This is a genomic window from Streptomyces sp. NPDC001068, from assembly GCF_042897315.1.
Lineage (GTDB): Bacteria > Actinomycetota > Actinomycetes > Streptomycetales > Streptomycetaceae > Streptomyces.
This window is the reverse complement of sequence record NZ_JBIAYD010000013.1, coordinates 201,042-218,911: the sequence shown is the minus strand read 5'-3', so window position 1 is coordinate 218,911 and position 17,870 is coordinate 201,042. Positions and strand designations below refer to the sequence as shown.

The 17,870-nt window shown below is 71.6% G+C and carries 20 protein-coding genes; 12 read left to right on the top strand and 8 right to left on the bottom strand.

The window, feature by feature from the left end:
• Positions 1–6 precede the first annotated feature (6 nt).
• Entirely contained in the window at positions 7–528 is a 522-nt protein-coding gene (locus ACFY3I_RS33800) for a cupin domain-containing protein (RefSeq protein ID WP_365285457.1), read from the top strand.
• An 87-nt stretch (positions 529–615) separates the two neighbouring features.
• Here the strand turns inward: ACFY3I_RS33800 and ACFY3I_RS33795 are convergent, their stop codons facing one another.
• A complete protein-coding gene (locus ACFY3I_RS33795; protein WP_390864809.1) occupies positions 616–1,842 on the bottom strand; it encodes an acyl-CoA dehydrogenase family protein in 1,227 nt (408 codons plus the stop codon).
• Between the two features lie 172 nt (positions 1,843–2,014).
• Here ACFY3I_RS33795 and ACFY3I_RS33790 point away from each other — a divergent pair, with 172 nt between their 5' ends.
• Positions 2,015–2,659 carry a TetR family transcriptional regulator gene (locus tag ACFY3I_RS33790; protein ID WP_390864808.1) on the top strand — a complete coding sequence of 215 codons (645 nt, stop codon included), beginning with the start codon at positions 2,015–2,017 and terminating at the stop codon, positions 2,657–2,659.
• A gap of 15 nt (positions 2,660–2,674) precedes the next feature.
• On the opposite strand, the gene def is transcribed toward ACFY3I_RS33790, so the two are convergent.
• A complete protein-coding gene (def, locus tag ACFY3I_RS33785) occupies positions 2,675–3,214 on the bottom strand; it encodes a peptide deformylase (RefSeq protein ID WP_365285305.1) in 540 nt (179 codons plus the stop codon).
• Between the two features lie 151 nt (positions 3,215–3,365).
• Between def and ACFY3I_RS33780 the strand changes: the two genes are divergently transcribed.
• The 5 genes from ACFY3I_RS33780 to ACFY3I_RS33760 all read left to right on the top strand — a co-directional run bounded on the left by ACFY3I_RS33780 (position 3,366) and on the right by ACFY3I_RS33760 (position 7,962).
• Positions 3,366–4,604, top strand: a complete 1,239-nt coding sequence (locus tag ACFY3I_RS33780; RefSeq protein WP_365285303.1) for a MurT ligase domain-containing protein — start codon at positions 3,366–3,368, stop codon at positions 4,602–4,604.
• 23 nt (positions 4,605–4,627) lie between these two features.
• A complete protein-coding gene (locus ACFY3I_RS33775) occupies positions 4,628–5,356 on the top strand; it encodes a glutamine amidotransferase (RefSeq protein WP_365285301.1) in 729 nt (242 codons plus the stop codon).
• Between the two features lie 180 nt (positions 5,357–5,536).
• Positions 5,537–6,562, top strand: a complete 1,026-nt coding sequence (locus tag ACFY3I_RS33770) for a 6-phosphofructokinase (protein ID WP_365285299.1) — start codon at positions 5,537–5,539, stop codon at positions 6,560–6,562.
• Between the two features lie 186 nt (positions 6,563–6,748).
• Positions 6,749–7,699 (top strand): cytochrome c oxidase assembly protein, encoded by a 951-nt coding sequence (locus ACFY3I_RS33765; protein WP_390864807.1) that lies wholly within the window; start codon positions 6,749–6,751, stop codon positions 7,697–7,699.
• Positions 7,700–7,791: 92 nt separating this feature from the next.
• Positions 7,792–7,962, top strand: coding sequence for a hypothetical protein (locus ACFY3I_RS33760; RefSeq protein WP_352222216.1), 171 nt, complete (start codon positions 7,792–7,794; stop codon positions 7,960–7,962).
• Between the two features lie 12 nt (positions 7,963–7,974).
• Here the strand turns inward: ACFY3I_RS33760 and ACFY3I_RS33755 are convergent, their stop codons facing one another.
• From ACFY3I_RS33755 to ACFY3I_RS33740, 4 genes are read right to left on the bottom strand one after another with little or no spacing between them, the layout of a single operon-like run.
• A complete protein-coding gene (locus ACFY3I_RS33755) occupies positions 7,975–9,180 on the bottom strand; it encodes a sensor histidine kinase (RefSeq protein WP_390864806.1) in 1,206 nt (401 codons plus the stop codon).
• On the bottom strand, positions 9,177–10,889 hold the full coding sequence (locus ACFY3I_RS33750) for a cation acetate symporter (protein WP_390864805.1): 1,713 nt from the start codon (positions 10,887–10,889) through the stop codon (positions 9,177–9,179). Before ACFY3I_RS33750 ends, ACFY3I_RS33755 begins: the two co-directional genes overlap by 4 nt.
• A 22-nt stretch (positions 10,890–10,911) precedes the next feature.
• Positions 10,912–11,271 carry a hypothetical protein gene (locus ACFY3I_RS33745; protein ID WP_365285291.1) on the bottom strand — a complete coding sequence of 120 codons (360 nt, stop codon included), beginning with the start codon at positions 11,269–11,271 and terminating at the stop codon, positions 10,912–10,914.
• Between the two features lie 2 nt (positions 11,272–11,273).
• Entirely contained in the window at positions 11,274–12,023 is a 750-nt protein-coding gene (locus ACFY3I_RS33740) for a LytTR family DNA-binding domain-containing protein (protein WP_365285289.1), read from the bottom strand.
• 120 nt (positions 12,024–12,143) lie between these two features.
• On the opposite strand from ACFY3I_RS33740, the gene ACFY3I_RS33735 reads away from it, so the two are divergent.
• From ACFY3I_RS33735 to rocD, 3 genes are all read left to right on the top strand, one after another.
• Positions 12,144–12,629 (top strand): Lrp/AsnC family transcriptional regulator, encoded by a 486-nt coding sequence (locus tag ACFY3I_RS33735; protein WP_365285287.1) that lies wholly within the window; start codon positions 12,144–12,146, stop codon positions 12,627–12,629.
• A 207-nt stretch (positions 12,630–12,836) separates the two neighbouring features.
• The gene (ddaH, locus tag ACFY3I_RS33730) at positions 12,837–13,646 is read left to right on the top strand and encodes a dimethylargininase (protein ID WP_365285285.1); all 810 of its coding nucleotides are present in this window, start codon (positions 12,837–12,839) and stop codon (positions 13,644–13,646) included.
• 20 nt (positions 13,647–13,666) lie between these two features.
• On the top strand, positions 13,667–14,887 hold the full coding sequence (gene rocD, locus ACFY3I_RS33725) for an ornithine--oxo-acid transaminase (protein WP_390864804.1): 1,221 nt from the start codon (positions 13,667–13,669) through the stop codon (positions 14,885–14,887).
• Between the two features lie 44 nt (positions 14,888–14,931).
• Here the strand turns inward: rocD and ACFY3I_RS33720 are convergent, their stop codons facing one another.
• On the bottom strand, positions 14,932–15,591 hold the full coding sequence (locus tag ACFY3I_RS33720) for a DUF305 domain-containing protein (RefSeq protein WP_390864803.1): 660 nt from the start codon (positions 15,589–15,591) through the stop codon (positions 14,932–14,934).
• Between the two features lie 81 nt (positions 15,592–15,672).
• A complete protein-coding gene (locus tag ACFY3I_RS33715) occupies positions 15,673–16,083 on the bottom strand; it encodes a DUF6153 family protein (RefSeq protein ID WP_390864802.1) in 411 nt (136 codons plus the stop codon).
• A gap of 167 nt (positions 16,084–16,250) precedes the next feature.
• Between ACFY3I_RS33715 and ACFY3I_RS33710 the strand changes: the two genes are divergently transcribed.
• Positions 16,251–16,883, top strand: a complete 633-nt coding sequence (locus ACFY3I_RS33710; RefSeq protein ID WP_390864801.1) for a DUF1345 domain-containing protein — start codon at positions 16,251–16,253, stop codon at positions 16,881–16,883.
• Between the two features lie 225 nt (positions 16,884–17,108).
• On the top strand, positions 17,109–17,834 hold the full coding sequence (locus ACFY3I_RS33705; protein ID WP_365285275.1) for a lysophospholipid acyltransferase family protein: 726 nt from the start codon (positions 17,109–17,111) through the stop codon (positions 17,832–17,834).
• The last annotated feature ends 36 nt before the right edge of the window (positions 17,835–17,870 follow it).

The window sequence follows — 17,870 nt, the reverse complement described above, 5'->3', positions numbered from 1 at the left end:
GCGCCCCTGACCACGACCGAGGGACTCCTCGTGCCACCGGGACACGGGCGTGTGGTCCACACGTCGGCCCAGCGTGTCACCTTCAAGGTGACGGGAACCCATTCGCGGATGGCGTCCACCTTCGAGGTGGAGGTCCCGCCGGGCTTCGACGTGGGCGCCCATGTGCACACCCGCAGCGAGGAGTTGTTCTACGTCCTCGAGGGCGAGCTGGACGTTCTCGCCTTCGAGCCGCGGATCCGTACTCCCGACAACTGGCAGAAGTGGGAGTCGGTTTCGGGCACGAAGGTGGTACGGGCCACCCCGGGCACGCTGATCGCGGTACCGCCCGGCTGCCCGCACGCCTTCGCCAACCCGACGGACAGCCCGGCGCGGATGTTCTTCCAGGCGTCCCCGCCGCCCGAGCACGAGCGCTACTTCGAGGAACTGCTGGAGATCCTGAACAGCGCCGGTCCCCCGGACCACGAGGCGATCGAGGCACTCCGCAAGCGCTACGACATCGAGCAGCTCACACCGCTCAAGCACCGATGACCGTACCCACCCGTCCGGGGGCGCGGGGCCCTGCGCGACCGGCCACCGACGGCCGGCGGTCCGCGGCGCGCCGCACCCCCCGGGGCGCTATCGGATCGGCATCCCCGACAGCGTGCGGGCGATCACCAGCCGCTGCACCTCGCTCGTGCCCTCGAAGATCGTATAAATGGCGGCGTCCCGGTGCATCCGCTCGACCGGGTACTCCCGCGTGTAACCGTTGCCGCCCAGGATCTGGATCGCCTGGGCGGTGACCTTCTTCGCGGTCTCGCTGGCGAACAGCTTCGACATCGAGCCCTCGGCGGCGGTGAACGGCTTCCCGTTCACCGCCATCCACGACGCGCGCCACACCAGCAGCCGCGCCGCGTCGATCGACGTGCGCATGTCGGCGATCTGGAAGGCGACGCCCTGGTTGTCGATGATCGGCCGGCCGAACTGCTCGCGGGTCCTCGCGTAGTCGAGGGCGACCTCGTAGGCGGCGCGTGCCGTGCCGACGGCCATCGCGCCGACGGCGGGGCGCGAGGCCTCGAACGTCGCCATCGCCGCGTTCTTGACGCGCTCGCCGCCCGTCCTGGCCCGCTCCCGGGCGCGGGCGAGCCTTTCGTCCAGCTTCTCCTTGCCGCCGAGCAGGCAGGAGCCCGGCACCCGGGCGTCGTCCAGCACGACCTCGGCGGTGTGCGAGGCGCGGATGCCGTGCTTCTTGAACTTCTGGCCCTGGCTGAGGCCGGGCGTCCCCGGCGGGATGATGAAGGACGCGTGGCCCTTGGAGCCGAGCTCGGGGTCGACGACCGCGACGACGACGTGGACGTTGGCGATGCCGCCGTTGGTGGCCCAGGTCTTCGTGCCGTTGATCACCCACTCGTCCTTGGCCTCGTCGTACACGGCCCGGGTGCGTATCGAGGCCACGTCGGAGCCGGCGTCGGGCTCGGAGGAGCAGAACGCGGCGACCTTGACGTCGTTCGGGTCGCCGTACATCTGTGGGATCCAGGTGCCGATCTGCTCCTCGGTGCCGTTGGCGAGGACGCCGACGGCGGCGAGCCCGGTGCCCACGATGGACAGGGCGATGCCCGCGTCGCCCCAGAACAGCTCCTCCATGGCCATCGGGATGCCGAGACCGGTGGCGTCGAAGTACTGCTGGGCGTAGAAGTCGAGGGAGTAGATGCCGACCTTCGCGGCCTCCTGGATGACCGGCCAGGGAGTCTCCTCACGCTCGTCCCATTCGGCGGCCGCGGGGCGGATGACGTCGGCGGCGAAGCCGTGCAGCCAGTCCCGGACCTCCTTCTGTTCGTCGTTGAGCTCCATGGTGAACTCGGCCATGACCCCTCCAGCGGCGGCGCATAATCTGTTACTAGCGGTAACGCGAGTCTGTTACCCGTCGGTAGGAAAAGTCAACTCCCAAGGTCACCTCGGCAGCCAGTTCGAGATGGGTTGGCCGTCAGGTGTTAGTTTGCGCAGGCGTCACCGAAACAGCACGGGGTGGGGAGAGCACATGGACACCACACAGCGGACGGAACAGCAGCGATCCGCCGACCGCCGGCGGCGGGAGCTGCTGGAGGCCGCCGACCGGGTGGTGCTGCGCGACGGCCCGCAGGCCTCCATGAACGCCATCGCGGCGGAGGCGGGCATCACCAAACCGATCCTCTACCGCCACTTCGGCGACAAGGGCGGACTCTACGCGGCCCTGGCCACGCGGCACACCGACGCGCTGCTGAACTCGCTGCGGGCCGCGCTGGACGCCCCCGCGGAGCGCCGCGAGCGGGTCGAGGCGACCCTGGACACCTATCTCGCGGCGATCGAGGCACGACCGCAGGTGTACCGGTTCCTGATGCATCCCGCGGAGGGCAGCACGGGTTCCGAGCAGGGATTCGACGTGGGCAAGCATTCGGCCCCGCTGCTGCGGCGGATGGGCGAGGAGCTGGCGCAGGTCATCGAGGACCGGCTGGACCTGGGGCCCGGCAGCCAGCAGCTGGCCCGGGTGTGGGGCCACGGGATCGTCGGCATGATGCACGCGGCCGGCGACTGGTGGCTCGGCGAACGGCCCTGCACACGTGCGGAACTGGTGAAGAGTCTGGCCGACCTGCTGTGGGGCCGGTTGGCGGCCGCCGGGGACAAGGTCGGCGGTCCCGGGTTCTGAGGGCCCGGTCCCGGCTCAGGGGCGCCAGGAGGACCCGGCCAGCCGGCGCATCAGCCTGCGCCTGCGCCAGCCCGTGACACGGTCGGCGTACACCCTGCCCTCCAGGTGGTCCATCTCGTGCTGCAGGCATCTCGCGAAGAAGCCCGTGCCGTGGATCGTGACCGGCTCCCCCGTCGCCGTGAAGCCCTCCAGCACCGCGTGGTCGTGGCGCTCCGTCCCCGCCTCCAGGCCCGGCAGGGACAGGCAGCCCTCCGGACCGCGGACTGTCACGCCGTCCGCCGCGACCAGGCGGGGGTTGACCACGTGGCCCAGATGCCGGACGTCCTCGTCGTCCGGGCAGTCGAAGACGAACACCCGCAGCGACTCCCCCACCTGGTTCGCCGCCAGGCCCACCCCCTCCGACGCGTACATCGTCGCGAACAAGTCCTCCACGAAACGGGACAGTTCGGGACCAAAGTCGGTGACCTCCGCGCAGCGGGCGTGCAGCACGGGGTCGCCGAACAGGGTGAGGGGCCGGACCCGCCCGCGGGCGCCCGGAATGGAACCTTGTCGCATGGCCGCAAGGGTACGGTTCGAATCGGCCCCCGCCCGCCGCGCAGGCGAGGGCCGGAATTCGGGTGTGCGAATAGATCTCGATAGGCTGAGGTGCACACCACGTTGCCGGATGGCTGATGCGCGGCGCGTAGTCAAGGAGGATCGAGAACTGATGGCAGGCAACTCGGACCCGCTCACGCCGCGGGCCAAGATCGCCGTGACCGCTGGCAAAGCGGTCGCGGCGGCGTCCCGTGCCGCGGGTCGCGGCAGCGGATCCGTGATCGGCGGAAAGGTCGCGCTCAGACTCGACCCCGACCTTCTCGCCCGGCTCGCCACCCACCTGGACGTCACGCTCGTCTCGGCGACGAACGGCAAGACGACGACCACCCGGCTGATCGCCGAGGCGCTCAAGGCCGCGGGACCGGTCGTCTCCAACGCCCTCGGCGCCAACATGCCCGCCGGTATCACCTCGGCGCTGGCCGGCGGCTCCGACGCCAAGTTCGGTGTGATCGAGGTCGACGAGAAGTACCTCGCCGGAGTGGCCAGGGACACCGACCCGAAGTGCATCGCCCTGCTCAACCTCTCCCGCGACCAGCTCGACCGGGCCGCCGAGACCCGGATGCTCGCGGAGAACTGGCGGGAGGGCCTGGCCGGCTCGAAGGCCGTCATCGTGGCGAACTGCGACGACCCGCTGGTGGTGTGGGCCGCGTCCTCCTCCCCCAACGTCGTCTGGGTCGCCGCCGGGCAGATGTGGAAGGACGACGCCTGGTCCTGCCCGTCCTGCGGCGGTGTGATGCAGCGCCCGGGCGACGACTGGTTCTGCGGTGAGTGCGGGTTCCGCCGGCCGACCCCGAGCTGGGTGCTCTCCGGTGACCACGTCCTCGACCCGCACGGGTCCGCCTGGCCGATCCACCTCCAGCTGCCCGGTCGCGCCAACAAGGCCAACGCCGCCTCCTCGGCCGCCGTCGCCGCCGTCTTCGGCGTGCCGCCGCAGGTCGCCCTGGAGCGCATGTACCAGGTGCAGGCCGTCGCCGGACGGTACGACGTCGTCCAGTTCCAGGGACGCGACCTGCGGCTCCTGCTCGCGAAGAACCCGGCCGGCTGGCTGGAGACGTTCTCGCTGATCGACCCGCCGCCGGCGCCGGTGATCCTCTCCGTGAACGCACGCGGCGCGGACGGCACCGACACCTCCTGGCTGTGGGACGTGGACTACACCCGCCTCACCGGCCACCCGATCTTCGTGCTCGGCGACCGCAAGCTCGACCTCGCGGTGCGGCTGGAGGTCGCGAACCAGCACTTCCAGGTCTGCGACTCCCTCGACCAGGCCGTGCAGATGTGCCCGCCGGGCCGCATCGAGGTCATCGCGAACTACACCGCGTTCCAGGATCTGCGCCGCCGCGTCGGCAACTGACTGACCCCGAAGGACGATCATTGATGAGCGACAACCAACTGCGGCTGGTGTGGATCTACCCGGACCTGCTCAGCACCTACGGCGACCAGGGCAACGCGCTCGTCGTGGAGCGCCGGGCGCGGCAGCGCGGTCTCGACGTGGCCCGGCTGGACGTCCGCAGCGACCAGCCGATCCCGACCTCCGGCGACATCTACCTGATCGGCGGCGGTGAGGACCGGCCGCAGCGGCTCGCCGCCGAGCGGCTGCGCCGTGACGGCCACCTGTACCGGGCCGTGGAGAACGGCGCGATCGTGTTCTCGGTCTGCGCCGGCTACCAGATCCTCGGGCACGAGTTCGTCAACGACCTGGGGCAGCGGGAGCCGGGCCTCGGCCTGCTCGACGTGACGACCGTGCGCGGCACCGGCGAGCGCTGTGTCGGCGACGTCCTCGGCGACATCGACCCGCGCCTCGGGCTGCCCCCGCTGACCGGCTTCGAGAACCACCAGGGCGTCACCCAGCTCGGCCCCACCGCCCGCCCCCTCGCCCGGGTGAGGCTGGGCAAGGGCAACGGCACCGGGGACGGCACGGAGGGCGCGTACAACGAGACCGTCTTCGGCACCTACATGCACGGGCCGGTCCTCGCCCGCAACCCCCTCATCGCCGACCTGCTGCTGAAGCTGGCGCTCGACGTGAACGCGCTGCCGCCGATCGACGACCGGTGGTACGAGGCGCTCCGCAGCGAGCGCATCGCGGCCGCCGAACAGCCCGCCTGAGCCGTACCGGGGAGGTGGATCCCGGGCCCGCCTGACAGGGTGTCCGCTCACATGTGCGGGCGCGTCCAGCAGGCGGACGCCCGCTACGGCGGGACCCCCTCCCGCCGGTAGTCTGACGGCGTTGTCAGCCGGACAGCGTGGTCCGGTCCTCGGCCCACGTGAAGAAGGTTGTTTCGGGCTATGCGCATTGGTGTGCTCACGTCCGGCGGCGACTGCCCCGGTCTGAACGCCGTCATCCGGTCCGTCGTGCACCGTGCCGTCGTCGACCACGGCGACGAGGTCATCGGCTTCCGGGACGGCTGGAAGGGCCTCCTGGAATGCGACTACCTCAAACTCGACCTCGACGCCGTGTCCGGCATCCTGGCGCGCGGCGGCACGATCCTCGGCTCCTCCCGGGTCCAGCCCTCGCACCTGCGGGACGGCGTCGAGCGGGCCAGGGGCCATGTCGCCGAGCTCGGCCTCGACGCGGTCATCCCGATCGGGGGCGAGGGCACGCTGAAGGCGGCCCGGCTGATGTCCGACGCGGGTCTGCCGGTCGTCGGCGTGCCCAAGACCATCGACAACGACATCGCCGTCACCGACGTCACCTTCGGCTTCGACACGGCCGTGGGGGTGGCCACCGACGCCCTGGACCGGCTCAAGACCACCGCCGAGTCCCACCAGCGGGTCCTCGTCGTCGAGGTCATGGGCCGGCACACCGGCTGGATCGCCCTGCACTCCGGCATGGCGGCGGGCGCGCACGCCATCGTCGTACCGGAGCGGCCGTTCGACATCGAGGAGTTGACCCGCCGGGTCGGCGAGCGGTTCGAGGCCGGGAAGCGGTTCGCGATCGTCGTCGCGGCGGAGGGGGCCAAGCCGAAGGCGGGCACGATGGCCTTCGACGAGGGCGGCAAGGACGTCTACGGCCACGAGCGGTTCGCCGGGATCGCCCGGCAGCTCTCCATCGAGCTGGAGCAGCGCCTCGGCAAGGAGGCACGGCCGGTCATTCTCGGCCATGTGCAGCGGGGTGGCACCCCGACGGCGTACGACCGGGTGCTGGCGACCCGGTTCGGGTGGCACGCGGTGGAGGCGGTGCACCGCGGGGAGTTCGGCCGCATGACCGCGCTGCGGGGCACGGACATCGAGATGGTGGCGCTGGCGGAGGCCGTGGAGACGCTGAAGACGGTTCCCTCGGAGCGGTACGACGAGGCGGAGACCGTGCTCTGAGGGTTGCGGTCGTGTCTCGACTGCGGAGGCGTGGGGGCTTGTCGCGCAGTTCCTCCCCCAGCCTTCGGCCGGGGGTACCCCCAGCGCCCCTTTGGGTAGGGATCGTGCACCCCGCTCACAGGCTGGGTCGGCTGCGGTTCTAATGTGGGGTCGATAGAGACACCCCCACGAATCAGGAGCCGGCGGATGGATCACAGCGGGCACGGCATGATCATGGACTTGCCGCCGTTCACGCTGGGACGGGGGCTGCAGTGGTCGGCGGATCCCTTCTTCCTCGTGGCCACCGTCGCGGCGCTCGCGCTCTACGGCTGGGGCGTGGTGCGGCTGCGGCGGCGCGGGGACGCGTGGTCCGTGGGACGCACGGTGTCGTTCGTCGTCGGCGTCCTCACCATCATGCTGGTGATGTGCACCCGGCTGAACGACTACGGGATGGTCATGTTCAGCGTGCACATGGTGCAGCACATGGTCATCAGCATGCTGTCGCCCATCCTGATCCTGCTGGGCGCCCCGGTGACCCTCGCGCTGCGCGCGCTGCCCGTCGCCGGCAGGGGGCGGAAGGGCCCGCGCGAGCTGTTGCTGGCGCTGCTGCACAGCCGCTACATGCGGATCATCACCCATCCCGCCTTCACGATCCCGCTGTTCATCGCGAGCCTGTACGCGCTCTACTTCACCCCGCTGTTCGACTTCCTGATGGGGTCCAGGGCCGGGCACATCGCGATGATGGTGCACTTCCTGGCCGTCGGTGTCGTCTTCTTCTGGCCCATCATCGGCGTCGACCCGGGTCCGCACCGGCCCGGATACCTCATGCGGATGCTGGAGCTGTTCGCGGGCATGCCGTTCCACGCGTTCTTCGGCATCGCGCTGATGATGGGGTCCGAGCCGATGGTCGAGACGTTCAGGAATCCGCCCGGCTCGCTCGGGATAGACGCGCTCTCCGACCAGAGCGCGGCCGGCGGCATCGCGTGGGCCTTCAGCGAGGTCCCCTCCGTGCTGGTGCTCATCGCCCTGCTGTTCCAGTGGTACGGCTCCGAGCAGCGCCAGGCCCGGCGCACGGACCGGGCCGCGGACCGGGACGGCGACAAGGAGCTGGAGGCCTACAACGCCTATCTGGCGTCGCTGAACGCCCGCCGGAGCTGACAGGTCGCGCGCACCGATCTCCGCCGCCCCGTCCCCCTGGAGGCGGAACCGGGGCACCATGGAGGGAGTCGGACCACGAGGAGGGTGTCGCGATGCCCGGTTCCACGAACGGTTCCACCAAGGCGATGGGGGTCCTCACCGTAGGCGGGCTCGTGGTGGTGACGGCCTACACGGTGGCGCTCGGCAGCAACGGCTGGCTCTGGTTCGGGTGGGTGGTGCTGGGGCTGCTCACCCTCGCGATGGTGGTCACCCAGAGCGGCTGACGCCCGGGGCTCTCACTCGGGGGTGAGGCGCGCGGCCGGGTGCACCCCGGGCTGGTACTTGGGCAGCCTGGCGGTGATCCTCATGCCGGCGCCGGGGGCGGTCTCGATGACGAGGCCGTGGTCGTCGCCGTAGACCTGCCGGAGCCGGTCGTCGACGTTGGACAGGCCGATGCCCCCGGACGGGCTGGTCTCGCCGGCGAGGATCCGGCGCAGCAGCCCGGGGTCCATGCCGGTGCCGTCGTCCTCGATGACGACCAGCGCCTCGGCGCCCTCGTCCTGTGCGGTGATCTGGATGTGGCAGGTCCCGGTCTTGCCCTCCAGACCGTGTTTGACGGCGTTCTCGACCAGGGGCTGGAGGCAGAGGAAGGGGAGGGTGACCGGGAGCACCTCGGGGGCGATCTGGAGGGTGACCGTCAGGCGGTCACCGAATCGCGCCCGGACCAGCGCCAGGTAGTGGTCGATGGCGTGCAGTTCGTCGGCGAGGGTGGTGAAGTCGCCGTGCCTGCGGAACGAGTAGCGGGTGAAGTCGGCGAACTCCAGCAGGAGCTCCCGGGCCCGCTCGGGGTCGGTGCGCACGAACGAGGCGATCACCGCGAGCGAGTTGAAGATGAAGTGCGGGGATATCTGGGCGCGCAGGGCGCGGATCTCGGCCTCGATGAGCCGGGTGCGGGAGCGGTCCAGGTCGGCCAGCTCCAGCTGGACGCTCACCCAGCGGGCGACCTCCCCGGCCGCCCGGACCAGGACCGCCGACTCCCGCGGGGCGCAGGCGACCAGGGTGCCGTGGACGCGGTCGTCGACGGTGAGGGGCGCGACCACCGCCCAGCGGACCGGGCAGTCGGGACGGTCGCAGTGCAGACGGAAGGCCTCGCCGCGGCCGGACTCCAGCGGTCCGGCCAGCCGCTCCATGATCTCGGCGCGGTGGTGGTCGCCGACGCCGTCCCAGACCAGGACGGTCTCGTGGTCGGTGAGGCAGAGCGCGTCGGTGCCCAGCAGGGTCCGCAGCCGGCGGGCCGAGCGGCGGGCGGTCTCCTCGGTCAGGCCCGCGCGCAGCGGGGGCGCGGCGAGGGAGGCGGTGTGCAGGGTCTCGAAGGTGGCGTGCTCGACGGGGGTGCCGAGGCCGCCGAGGCTCTCGGGGCGGGCGGTGCGGCGGCCCAGCCAGAAGCCGGCCGCCAGCAGCGGGAGCACGGCCACCAGGAGGCCGGCCAGGAACCCGGTCACGCCTTCACCTCCGCGCGCAGTTCCTCGGGCAGGTGGAAGCGGGCCAGGATCGCGGCCGTGCCCGGCGGGACCCGGCCCGGCGTCGCCAGCGACACCAGGATCATGGTGAGGAACGACAGCGGCACCGACCACAGCGCGGGCCAGGCGAGCAGGGCGTGCAGACTCCCGGTGCCCGGGAAGTCCGCCATCGTCGCGGCCACCGCGCAGAACGCCGAGCCGCCGCCGACCAGCATCCCGGCGGCCGCGCCGGGCGGGGTCAGCCGCCGCCACCAGATGCCGAGGACCAGCAGCGGGCAGAAGGAGGAGGCGGACACCGCGAACGCGAGACCCACGGCGTCCGCGGCCGGCAGCCCGCCGACGAGCACGCTGGCGACCAGCGGTACGGCCATGGCCAGCACGGTCCCGAGCCGGAAGTGGCGTACCCCGCGGGACGGGAGGACGTCCTGGGTGAGGACTCCGGCGACCGCCATGGTCAGTCCGGAGGCGGTGGACAGGAACGCGGCGAAGGCACCGCCCGCCACCAGCGCGCCCAGGAGGTCCCCGCCGAGGCCGCCGACGACCCGGTCCGGCAGTAACAGCACGGCCGCGTCGGCGTTACCGGTGAGCGTGAGCTCTGGGGTGTAGAGGCGGCCGAGGGCGCCGTACACGGGCGGCAGCAGGTAGAAGAGGCCGATCAGGGCGAGTACGGCGACCGTGGTGCGGCGGGCGGCGACACCGTGCGGACTGGTGTAGAAGCGGACGACGACGTGCGGCAGCCCCATGGTGCCGAGGAAGGTGGCGATGATCAGCCCGTACGTCGCGTACAGCGGGCGTTCCTCGCGGCTCTCGGCGAGCGAGGTGGACATGCCGCCGTTGGTGCCTCGGTCGGTGGCGGGCACCCGGGTGCCCTTGGCGAAGGTCAGCCGGGTGCCCGCGGTGATGCGGTGGGTGCCCCCGGGGAGGGTGACCCTGGCGTCCCGGCGCGGTCGGCCGTCGACGGTGCCGGTGACGGTGACCGTGAGGGGCCGGTCGAGTCTGAGGTCGAGGGTGTCCTGGACGGCGACGGTGCGCCGGTCGCGGAAGGCGGCCGGCTCGTCGAAGGCGTGGGTGGGGGCGCCGGCGCCCTGCCAGGCGAGGACCAGGAAGAGGGCGGGCACCAGCAGCGCGGTGAGTTTCAGCCAGTACTGGAAGGCCTGGACGAAGGTGATGCTGCGCATGCCCCCGGCGGCGACCGTGGCCACCACGACCGCGGCCACTATCAGCCCGCCCAGGGCGTCCGGGGCACCGGTGAGCACCGCCAGCGTCAGGCCGGCGCCCTGGAGCTGGGGCAGCAGGTAGAGCCAGCCGACACCGACGACGAACGCCCCGGCCAGCCGTCGCACCGACGGCGAGGCGAGCCGGGCCTCGGCGAAGTCGGGAAGGGTGTAGGCGCCGGAGCGGCGCAGCGGGGCGGCGACGAAGAGCAGCAGGACCAGGTAACCGGCGGTGTATCCGACCGGGTACCAGAGCATGTCCGGTCCCTGGACCAGGACGAGGCCGGCGATGCCCAGGAAGGAGGCGGCGGAGAGGTACTCGCCGCTGATGGCGGCCGCGTTGAGGCGGGGGCCGACGGTGCGGGAGGCGACGTAGAAGTCGGACGTGGTCCGGGATATGCGCAGGCCGAAGGCGCCGACCAGGACGGTCGCGACGACCACGAGGGCGACGGCGGGGACGGCGTATCCGGAGTTCATCAGGCCTCGTCGCCGGGGAGGTTCATCGGTCCTCGACGAGGCGCACGAAGTCCTCCTCGTTGCGTTCGGCGCGGCGCACGTACCAGCGGGCCAGCAGGATCAGCGGGGCGTACAGGCAGAAGCCGAGCACCAGCCACTCCAGGCGGCGGGCCTCGGGGGCGGCCGCGAAGACCAGCGGGAGCGGGCCGACGAGCAGCACGAGGACCGCGAACACAACCAGTGCGACCCGGAGTTGGGAGCGCATGAGGGAACGGACGTAGGTGTGGCCGAGGGTGGTCTGCTCGTCGATCTCGGTGCGCGGCCGGTAGTAGCCGGAGCCACGGCGGCCGCGGCGGGGCGGACCGGTGACCGTGACCCGGCGGTCGGCGGGGTCGTTGGGCACCGTCAGACCCTCCTCATCAGCAGGTCCCGCAGCTCGCGCGCGTGGCGCCGGCTGACCTGGAGCTCCTCGCCGCCGACCAGGACGCTCACCGTGCCCGCGTCCAGGCGGAGTTCGCCGATGTGGTGCAGGGCGACGAGGTGGCGGCGGTGGATGCGGACGAAGCCGCGGGAGCGCCAGCGGTCCTCCAGGGTGGAGAGCGGGATGCGCACGAGGTGGCTGCCGCGCTCGGTGTGCAGGCGGGCGTAGTCGCCCTGGGCCTCCACGTGGGTGATGTCGTCGACGGCCACGAACCGTGTGACACCGCCGAGTTCGACCGGCAGCTGGTCCGGGTCGGGTTCGTGCACGGGTATTCGCGGTGTGGCGCCGCGCAGTTCGGCGACCCGCCGTACCGCCTCCGCCAGACGCTCCGTGCGTACCGGCTTCAGGAGGTAGTCGACCGCCTTGAGGTCGAAGGCGCGCACGGCGAAGTCCTCGTGGGCGGTGACGAACACGACCAGCGGTGGCCGGGCGAACCCGGTGAGCAGCCGCGCCATCTCCAGACCGTCCAGGCCGGGCATCTGGACGTCCAGGAAGACGACGTCGACCGCCTCGGGACCGTGGGGGCCGGATTCCAGGGCGCGGGTGATGCGGCGCAGCGCCTCCGTGGCGTCCCCGGCACCCTCGACGCTGCCGATGCGCGGATCGGCGTTCAGCAGGAAGAGGAGTTCCTCCAGCGAGGGGCGTTCGTCGTCGACGGCGAGGGCGCGCAGCATGAACGGAGTGTAGGCGGCGGACCGGCGCGCTGGACATGTGCCGGACGTGGACGTTCGCGTAGGACGAACCGTGTGACGTCGCGTTCCTGAAGTGTCCGCACCCGTGGATACAGTGCGGACATGAACAGCGGCACCGCCCCCTTCGACGATCTCGACCGGAAGATCACCACTGCTCTGATGGCGAACGCGCGGACCAGTTTCGCCGAGATCGGAGCGGCTGTCGGCCTCTCCGCGACGGCCGTGAAGAGGCGGGTGGACCGGCTGCGCGAGACCGGCGTGATCACCGGCTTCACGGCCACCGTGAAGCCGTCGGCGCTCGGCTGGCGCACCGAGGCGTACGTCGAGGTGTACTGCGAGGGCGCGGCCCCGCCCCGACGGCTCGCGGAGGTGGTCCGCAACCATCCGGAGATCACCGCGGCGATGACGGTGACCGGCGGCGCGGACGCGCTGCTGCACGTCCGCGCCCGGGACGTGGACCACTTCGAGGAGGTCCTGGAACGGATCCGGGTGGAGCCCTTCATCCGGAAGACGATCAGCGTGATGGTGCTGTCCCACCTGCTCCCGGAGAGCCCGGAGGCCGGCGCCACCCACCCCGCCCCGCAATAGCGCGGAACCTGGGCCCGTGACAGGCGGGGGCGGCGCCGACGGGCGGGGATGATCACAGAATAAACGCATCAATGCTGCGTCCATATGATCGAAAACGCAGCGATCCTGCGCAGACACGCAACATCCGTTGCTTGTCGCCCGTATCCGACGCTTTCTACCTTGGTGTCAACCCTCCTCGACACCGCAGGAAAGCGGAGGAACACCTCTGTGGCCGAAACCCGTGTGCCGCGCGTCCGGCGCTTCCTCGTCTGCGAACCCAGACACTTCGCCGTGCAGTACGCGATCAATCCCTGGATGAACCCCGACACCAGGGTCGACGTCGACCTCGCCCATGAGCAGTGGACCGCGCTCATCAGCGCCTACCGCGCGCACGGCCACACGGTCGACCACCTGGAGCCGGTCCCCGGCCTGCCCGACATGGTCTTCGCCGCGAACTCCGCGGTCGTCGTCGGCGGCCGGGTCTTCGGTTCCCTGTTCCACGCGCCCGAGCGGCGCCCCGAGTCCTCCCACTACGACCTCTGGTTCAAGACCGCCGGCTACGACGTGTACCGCCCCGGCTCGGTGGTCGAGGGCGAGGGCGACCTGGTCTGGACGGGCCGCTACCTGCTGGCCGGCACCGGTTTCCGCACCACCCGGGAGGCGCACCGGGAGGCGCAGGAGTTCTTCGGCCACCCGGTGATCAGCCTCACCCTGGTGGACCCGTACTTCTACCACCTGGACACCGCGCTGTTCGTCCTGGACGACGAGAACGTCTGCTACTACCCCGAGGCCTTCTCCAGCGGCAGCCGAGAGGTGCTCGGCAGGCTGTACCCGGACGCGGTGCTCGCCACCCGCGACGACGCCATGGCGTGGGGGCTGAACTCCGTCTCCGACGGCCACCGGGTCTTCATCGCGCCGCAGGCCGAGGCGCTCGCCGGCCGGCTCGCCGGCCACGGCTACGAACCGGTCCCCGTCGACCTGTCGGAGTTCCACAAGGCAGGCGGTGGCATCAAGTGCTGCACCCAGGAAATCCGCTGAGGTCCGAGGAGAGTCATCGCATGACCGCACCCGCGCACACCCGTACCTCCGCCGAGCTGATCAGCGCCGAGGAGCCGGTTCTCGCGCACAACTACCACCCGCTGCCCGTGGTCGTCGCCCACGCCGAGGGCGCCTGGGTGGAGGACGTCGAGGGCCGCCGCTACCTCGACATGCTGGCCGGCTACTCGGCCCTCAACTTCGGCCACCGCCACCCGGCCCTGATCGAGGCCGCCCACCGCCAACTGGACCGGCTGACCCTCACCTCGCGGGCCTTCCACAACGACCGGCTCGCCGGCTTCGCCGAACGGCTGGCCGCGCTGACCGGCATGGACATGGTGCTGCCGATGAACACCGGCGCGGAGGCGGTGGAGAGCGGCATCAAGGTGGCCCGCAAATGGGCCTACGACGTCAAGGGCGTCCCGGCGGACCGGGCCACGATCGTCGTCGCGGCGGACAACTTCCACGGCCGTACGACCACGATCGTCAGCTTCTCCACCGACGAGACCGCCCGCGCGGGCTTCGGGCCGTTCACACCAGGCTTCCGGATCGTGCCGTACAACGACCTGGCCGCGCTGGAGGCGGCGGTCGACGAGACGACGGCGGCCGTGCTGATCGAGCCGATCCAGGGCGAGGCCGGGGTCGTGATCCCCGACGACGGCTACCTGACCGGGGTCCGCGAACTGACCCGGCGGACGGGCTGCCTCTTCGTGGCCGACGAGATCCAGTCCGGCCTCGGCCGCACCGGCCGCACCCTCGCCGTCGACCACGAGGACGTCGTCCCGGACGTGGTGCTGCTCGGCAAGGCGCTGGGCGGCGGGATCGTGCCGGTGTCCGCGGTGGTGGCCCGGCGCGAGGTGATGAGTGTGCTGCGGCCGGGCGAGCACGGCTCGACGTTCGGCGGCAACCCGCTCGCCGCCGCGGTCGGCACGGCCGTGGTCGAGCTCCTCGAAGGGGGCGAATTCCAGCGCAGGGCGGCCGAACTGGGCGTGGTCCTGCGGGACGGTCTGACGGATCTGGTGGGCAGGGGTGTGGTCGGCTTCCGCTCCCGCGGGCTGTGGGCGGGCGTCGACGTGGACCCGGCGATCGGCACCGGGCGTGAGATCAGCGAACGCCTGATGCGCGAGGGCATCCTCGTCAAGGACACGCACGGCTCGACGATCCGGCTGGCCCCGCCGCTGACCGTCACCGCGGACGAACTCCGTTCGGCCCTGGGGTCGTTGGAGAAGGTGCTGACGGCCTGAGCCGGAGGCGGCCGCGCCGACGGGCGCGGCCGCCCCGCCGCTGGTCAGCCCTTGCCGAGCAGCCGGTTCATCTCCTTGATCTCGGCGCTCTGGTCGATGACGACGGAACCGGCCAGCGCGATGGCCGGGGTGTACCGGCCCCCGGACCGCTCGGTGGTGGCCATCTCGACGGCGCCCCGGTGGTGTTGGACCATCATGGTCAGGAACATCGCGTCGAAGTCGGTGCCCACCGCCTTCCTCAGCGCGGACATGTCGGTGTCGTCCGCCGTCCCGGTCGTGCCGGTCATCCCGGTCATCCCCGTCATTCCTGTCGTCCCGGTATGGCCGCTGTGGTCCGTGCCCGCCGTCGGGACGTCCTCGCCCCAGGCCCTCAGCCAGCCGGACATGGTCCTGATCTCCGGGTCCTGGGCGTTCTCGATCCGGCCCGCGAGGTCCTTGACCCGGACGGACGCGGCCCGGTCCGCGGCGAGTGCCGCCATCTCCAGGGCCTGCCGGTGATGGCGGATCATGTGCTGCGCGAAGCCCACGTCCTGCGCGTTGTGCGCGCCTGAGGCGGTGTCCGAAGCGGACGCGCCGACGGACGCGCCGCCGTGCGGGGTGGTGCCGTGCGGGGTGGCGTCGCCGCCGCACGCGGTGAGGACCAGGGCGGCACTCGCCGTCAGCGCGACGAGGACGGCACGGGTTCGGGTTCGGGCGGTGGTCATGCTGGATCTCCTGCGGTTGATGTGAGAGGGCGCGCGGGAACACGACCGCGCGCGCTGGGCGCACGGCCTGCTCGGGTCCCTCTAGATCCGCAGGAGCTGGAGTTCGGCCAGATCGGGAGGTGCGCGGGCACCCTCCGGTGCCGCGGCCGGACGTGAGCCCGCCGGGCGGGCGGCCGCGGGAGCGGACACCGCATCCGGCGCCGGCGCCGGCAGCTCCGGTCCGCCACTCACCGCGCCCGAGGCGCAGGTCGCGTCGGCGTGGTGGGCGTGGTCGCCGCCGCCGTGACCGTCGTCGCCGGCGCAGCCGTCGTAGGCGGTGACCATCGCGGTCGTCGCCTGGACCCGCTGGTGGCCGTGGTGTGGGCCTGATGCCATGCCACCGCCGGGTGCCAGGCCGTGCATGGCCAGCAGTCCGGCCAGCAGCCCCAGCACGAGCAGGGCTCGGCGCCGCCGGTGCGGCGGGAGCGGGACGGACGGCTCGGCGGGACGCATCGGGGTCATCCTACGCACGGCCCGGGACGGGCCCGGGTGTGCGAGGGTGCCGGTACGCGGGCGTCGCCCGAACGGCTTCCCGCCGGACGTCCGCTCCGCCGGACCGCCCGGCCCCGTGGCCGGCCCTCGCCGGGCTGAACGGAGAGGACGCGGCTACCGTGTGCCCCATGACGAGCTGGTTGCCTCTCGATGCCGCGCCCCGCCTCGCCGCCTCGGTGATCCTGGGGGCCGCGGTCGGTGCGGGCGCCGGGCTGGCGACCGACGCGGCGCTGGGCGTCCTGGCCGGCATCGCCACGACGGAGCTGCTGTTCGTCGTGGCGGGCTGGCTGGTGCTGTGGCCGATGGACGCCGCCGCGACGCACCGCAACGCCCGGCGGGAGGACCTCCGGCCCATGGGCGAGGAACTCCTCGTCGTCGGGGTGGCGGTGTGCGGACTGGTCGCCATCGTGCTGCTGCTCGTGCGCGGCAGGTCCGACACCGGCCACGTCGCGGCCGCGACCGCGCTGTGCGGGGTCTTCATGGCCTGGGCGGCGCTGCACCTGACGTACGCCACGCGCTACGCCAACGTGTACTACGAGTCGGCGAAGGGCATCGACTTCAACTCGGACGAGCCGCCGGTGTACCGGGACTTCCTCTACTTCAGCTACAACCTCGGCATGACGTACCAGGTGTCCGACACCAGTGTCTCCACCACGGCGATCCGCGCGATCGTGCTGCGGCACTGCCTGCTGTCGTACGTCTTCGGCACGAGCATTCTCGCCACCGCCATCAACCTCGTGGTGGGACTCGTCAGCGGCTGACGGCGGCGCCCGCCGGGAGGTCTCACCGACGGCGTGGCGACGACCGGGCGCCGGGCATGGTGGAATCCCCCGAGACGATGTTCAATCCGCTGTGTCGTGACAGCAGAACCGAACGGGACATGGCCGCAGATGACGACAGGTGCGCATCACCCCGGGCACGCTATGGCCGAGCCGCGCCGGGGGAATTCCGGTTCCGGCGGGAACCGGTGAGGTGAGGAGAGAGCCGTGTTCTACTACCTGCTCAAGTACGTCCTGCTGGGACCGCTGCTGCGGCTGGCGTTCCGGCCCCGGATCGAGGGACTGGACCATGTGCCCGGGTCGGGCCCGGCCATCGTCGCCGGCAACCACCTCTCCTTCGCCGACCACTTCCTGATGCCGGCCGTCCTCAGGCGGCGGATCACCTTCCTCGCCAAGGCCGAGTACTTCACCGGCCCGGGCATACGGGGCCGGCTGACCGCCTTCTTCTTCCGCAGCGCCGGGCAGATCCCGGTGGACCGCTCCGGCAAGGAGGCCGGCCAGGCGGCGATCCGGGAGGGTCTCGGCGTCCTGGGCCGGGGCGAACTGCTCGGCATCTACCCGGAGGGCACGCGCTCGCACGACGGACGGCTCTACAAGGGCAAGGTCGGGGTCGCCGTGATGGCGCTGCGGGCCGGGGTGCCGGTGGTCCCCTGCGCGATGATCGGCACCTTCGAGGCGCAGCCGCCCGGCAAGCTGATCCCGAACATCCACCCCGTGGTGATCCGCTTCGGCAAGCCCCTCGAATTCTCTCGCTACGCGGGGATGGAGAACGAGAAGGCGGTCCTGCGCGCGATCACCGACGAGATCATGTACGCGGTCATGTCCCTCTCCGAGCAGGAGTACGTCGACGAGTACGCGGCAGTCGTCAAGGCCGGGCAGGCGGCGGACAAGGGCGCCAGGGAGCGGAAGTTCCCCCGTGCGCCGCTGAGTTGACCTGACATGGCGAAGGGGCGGCGGGAGTGTTCCCGC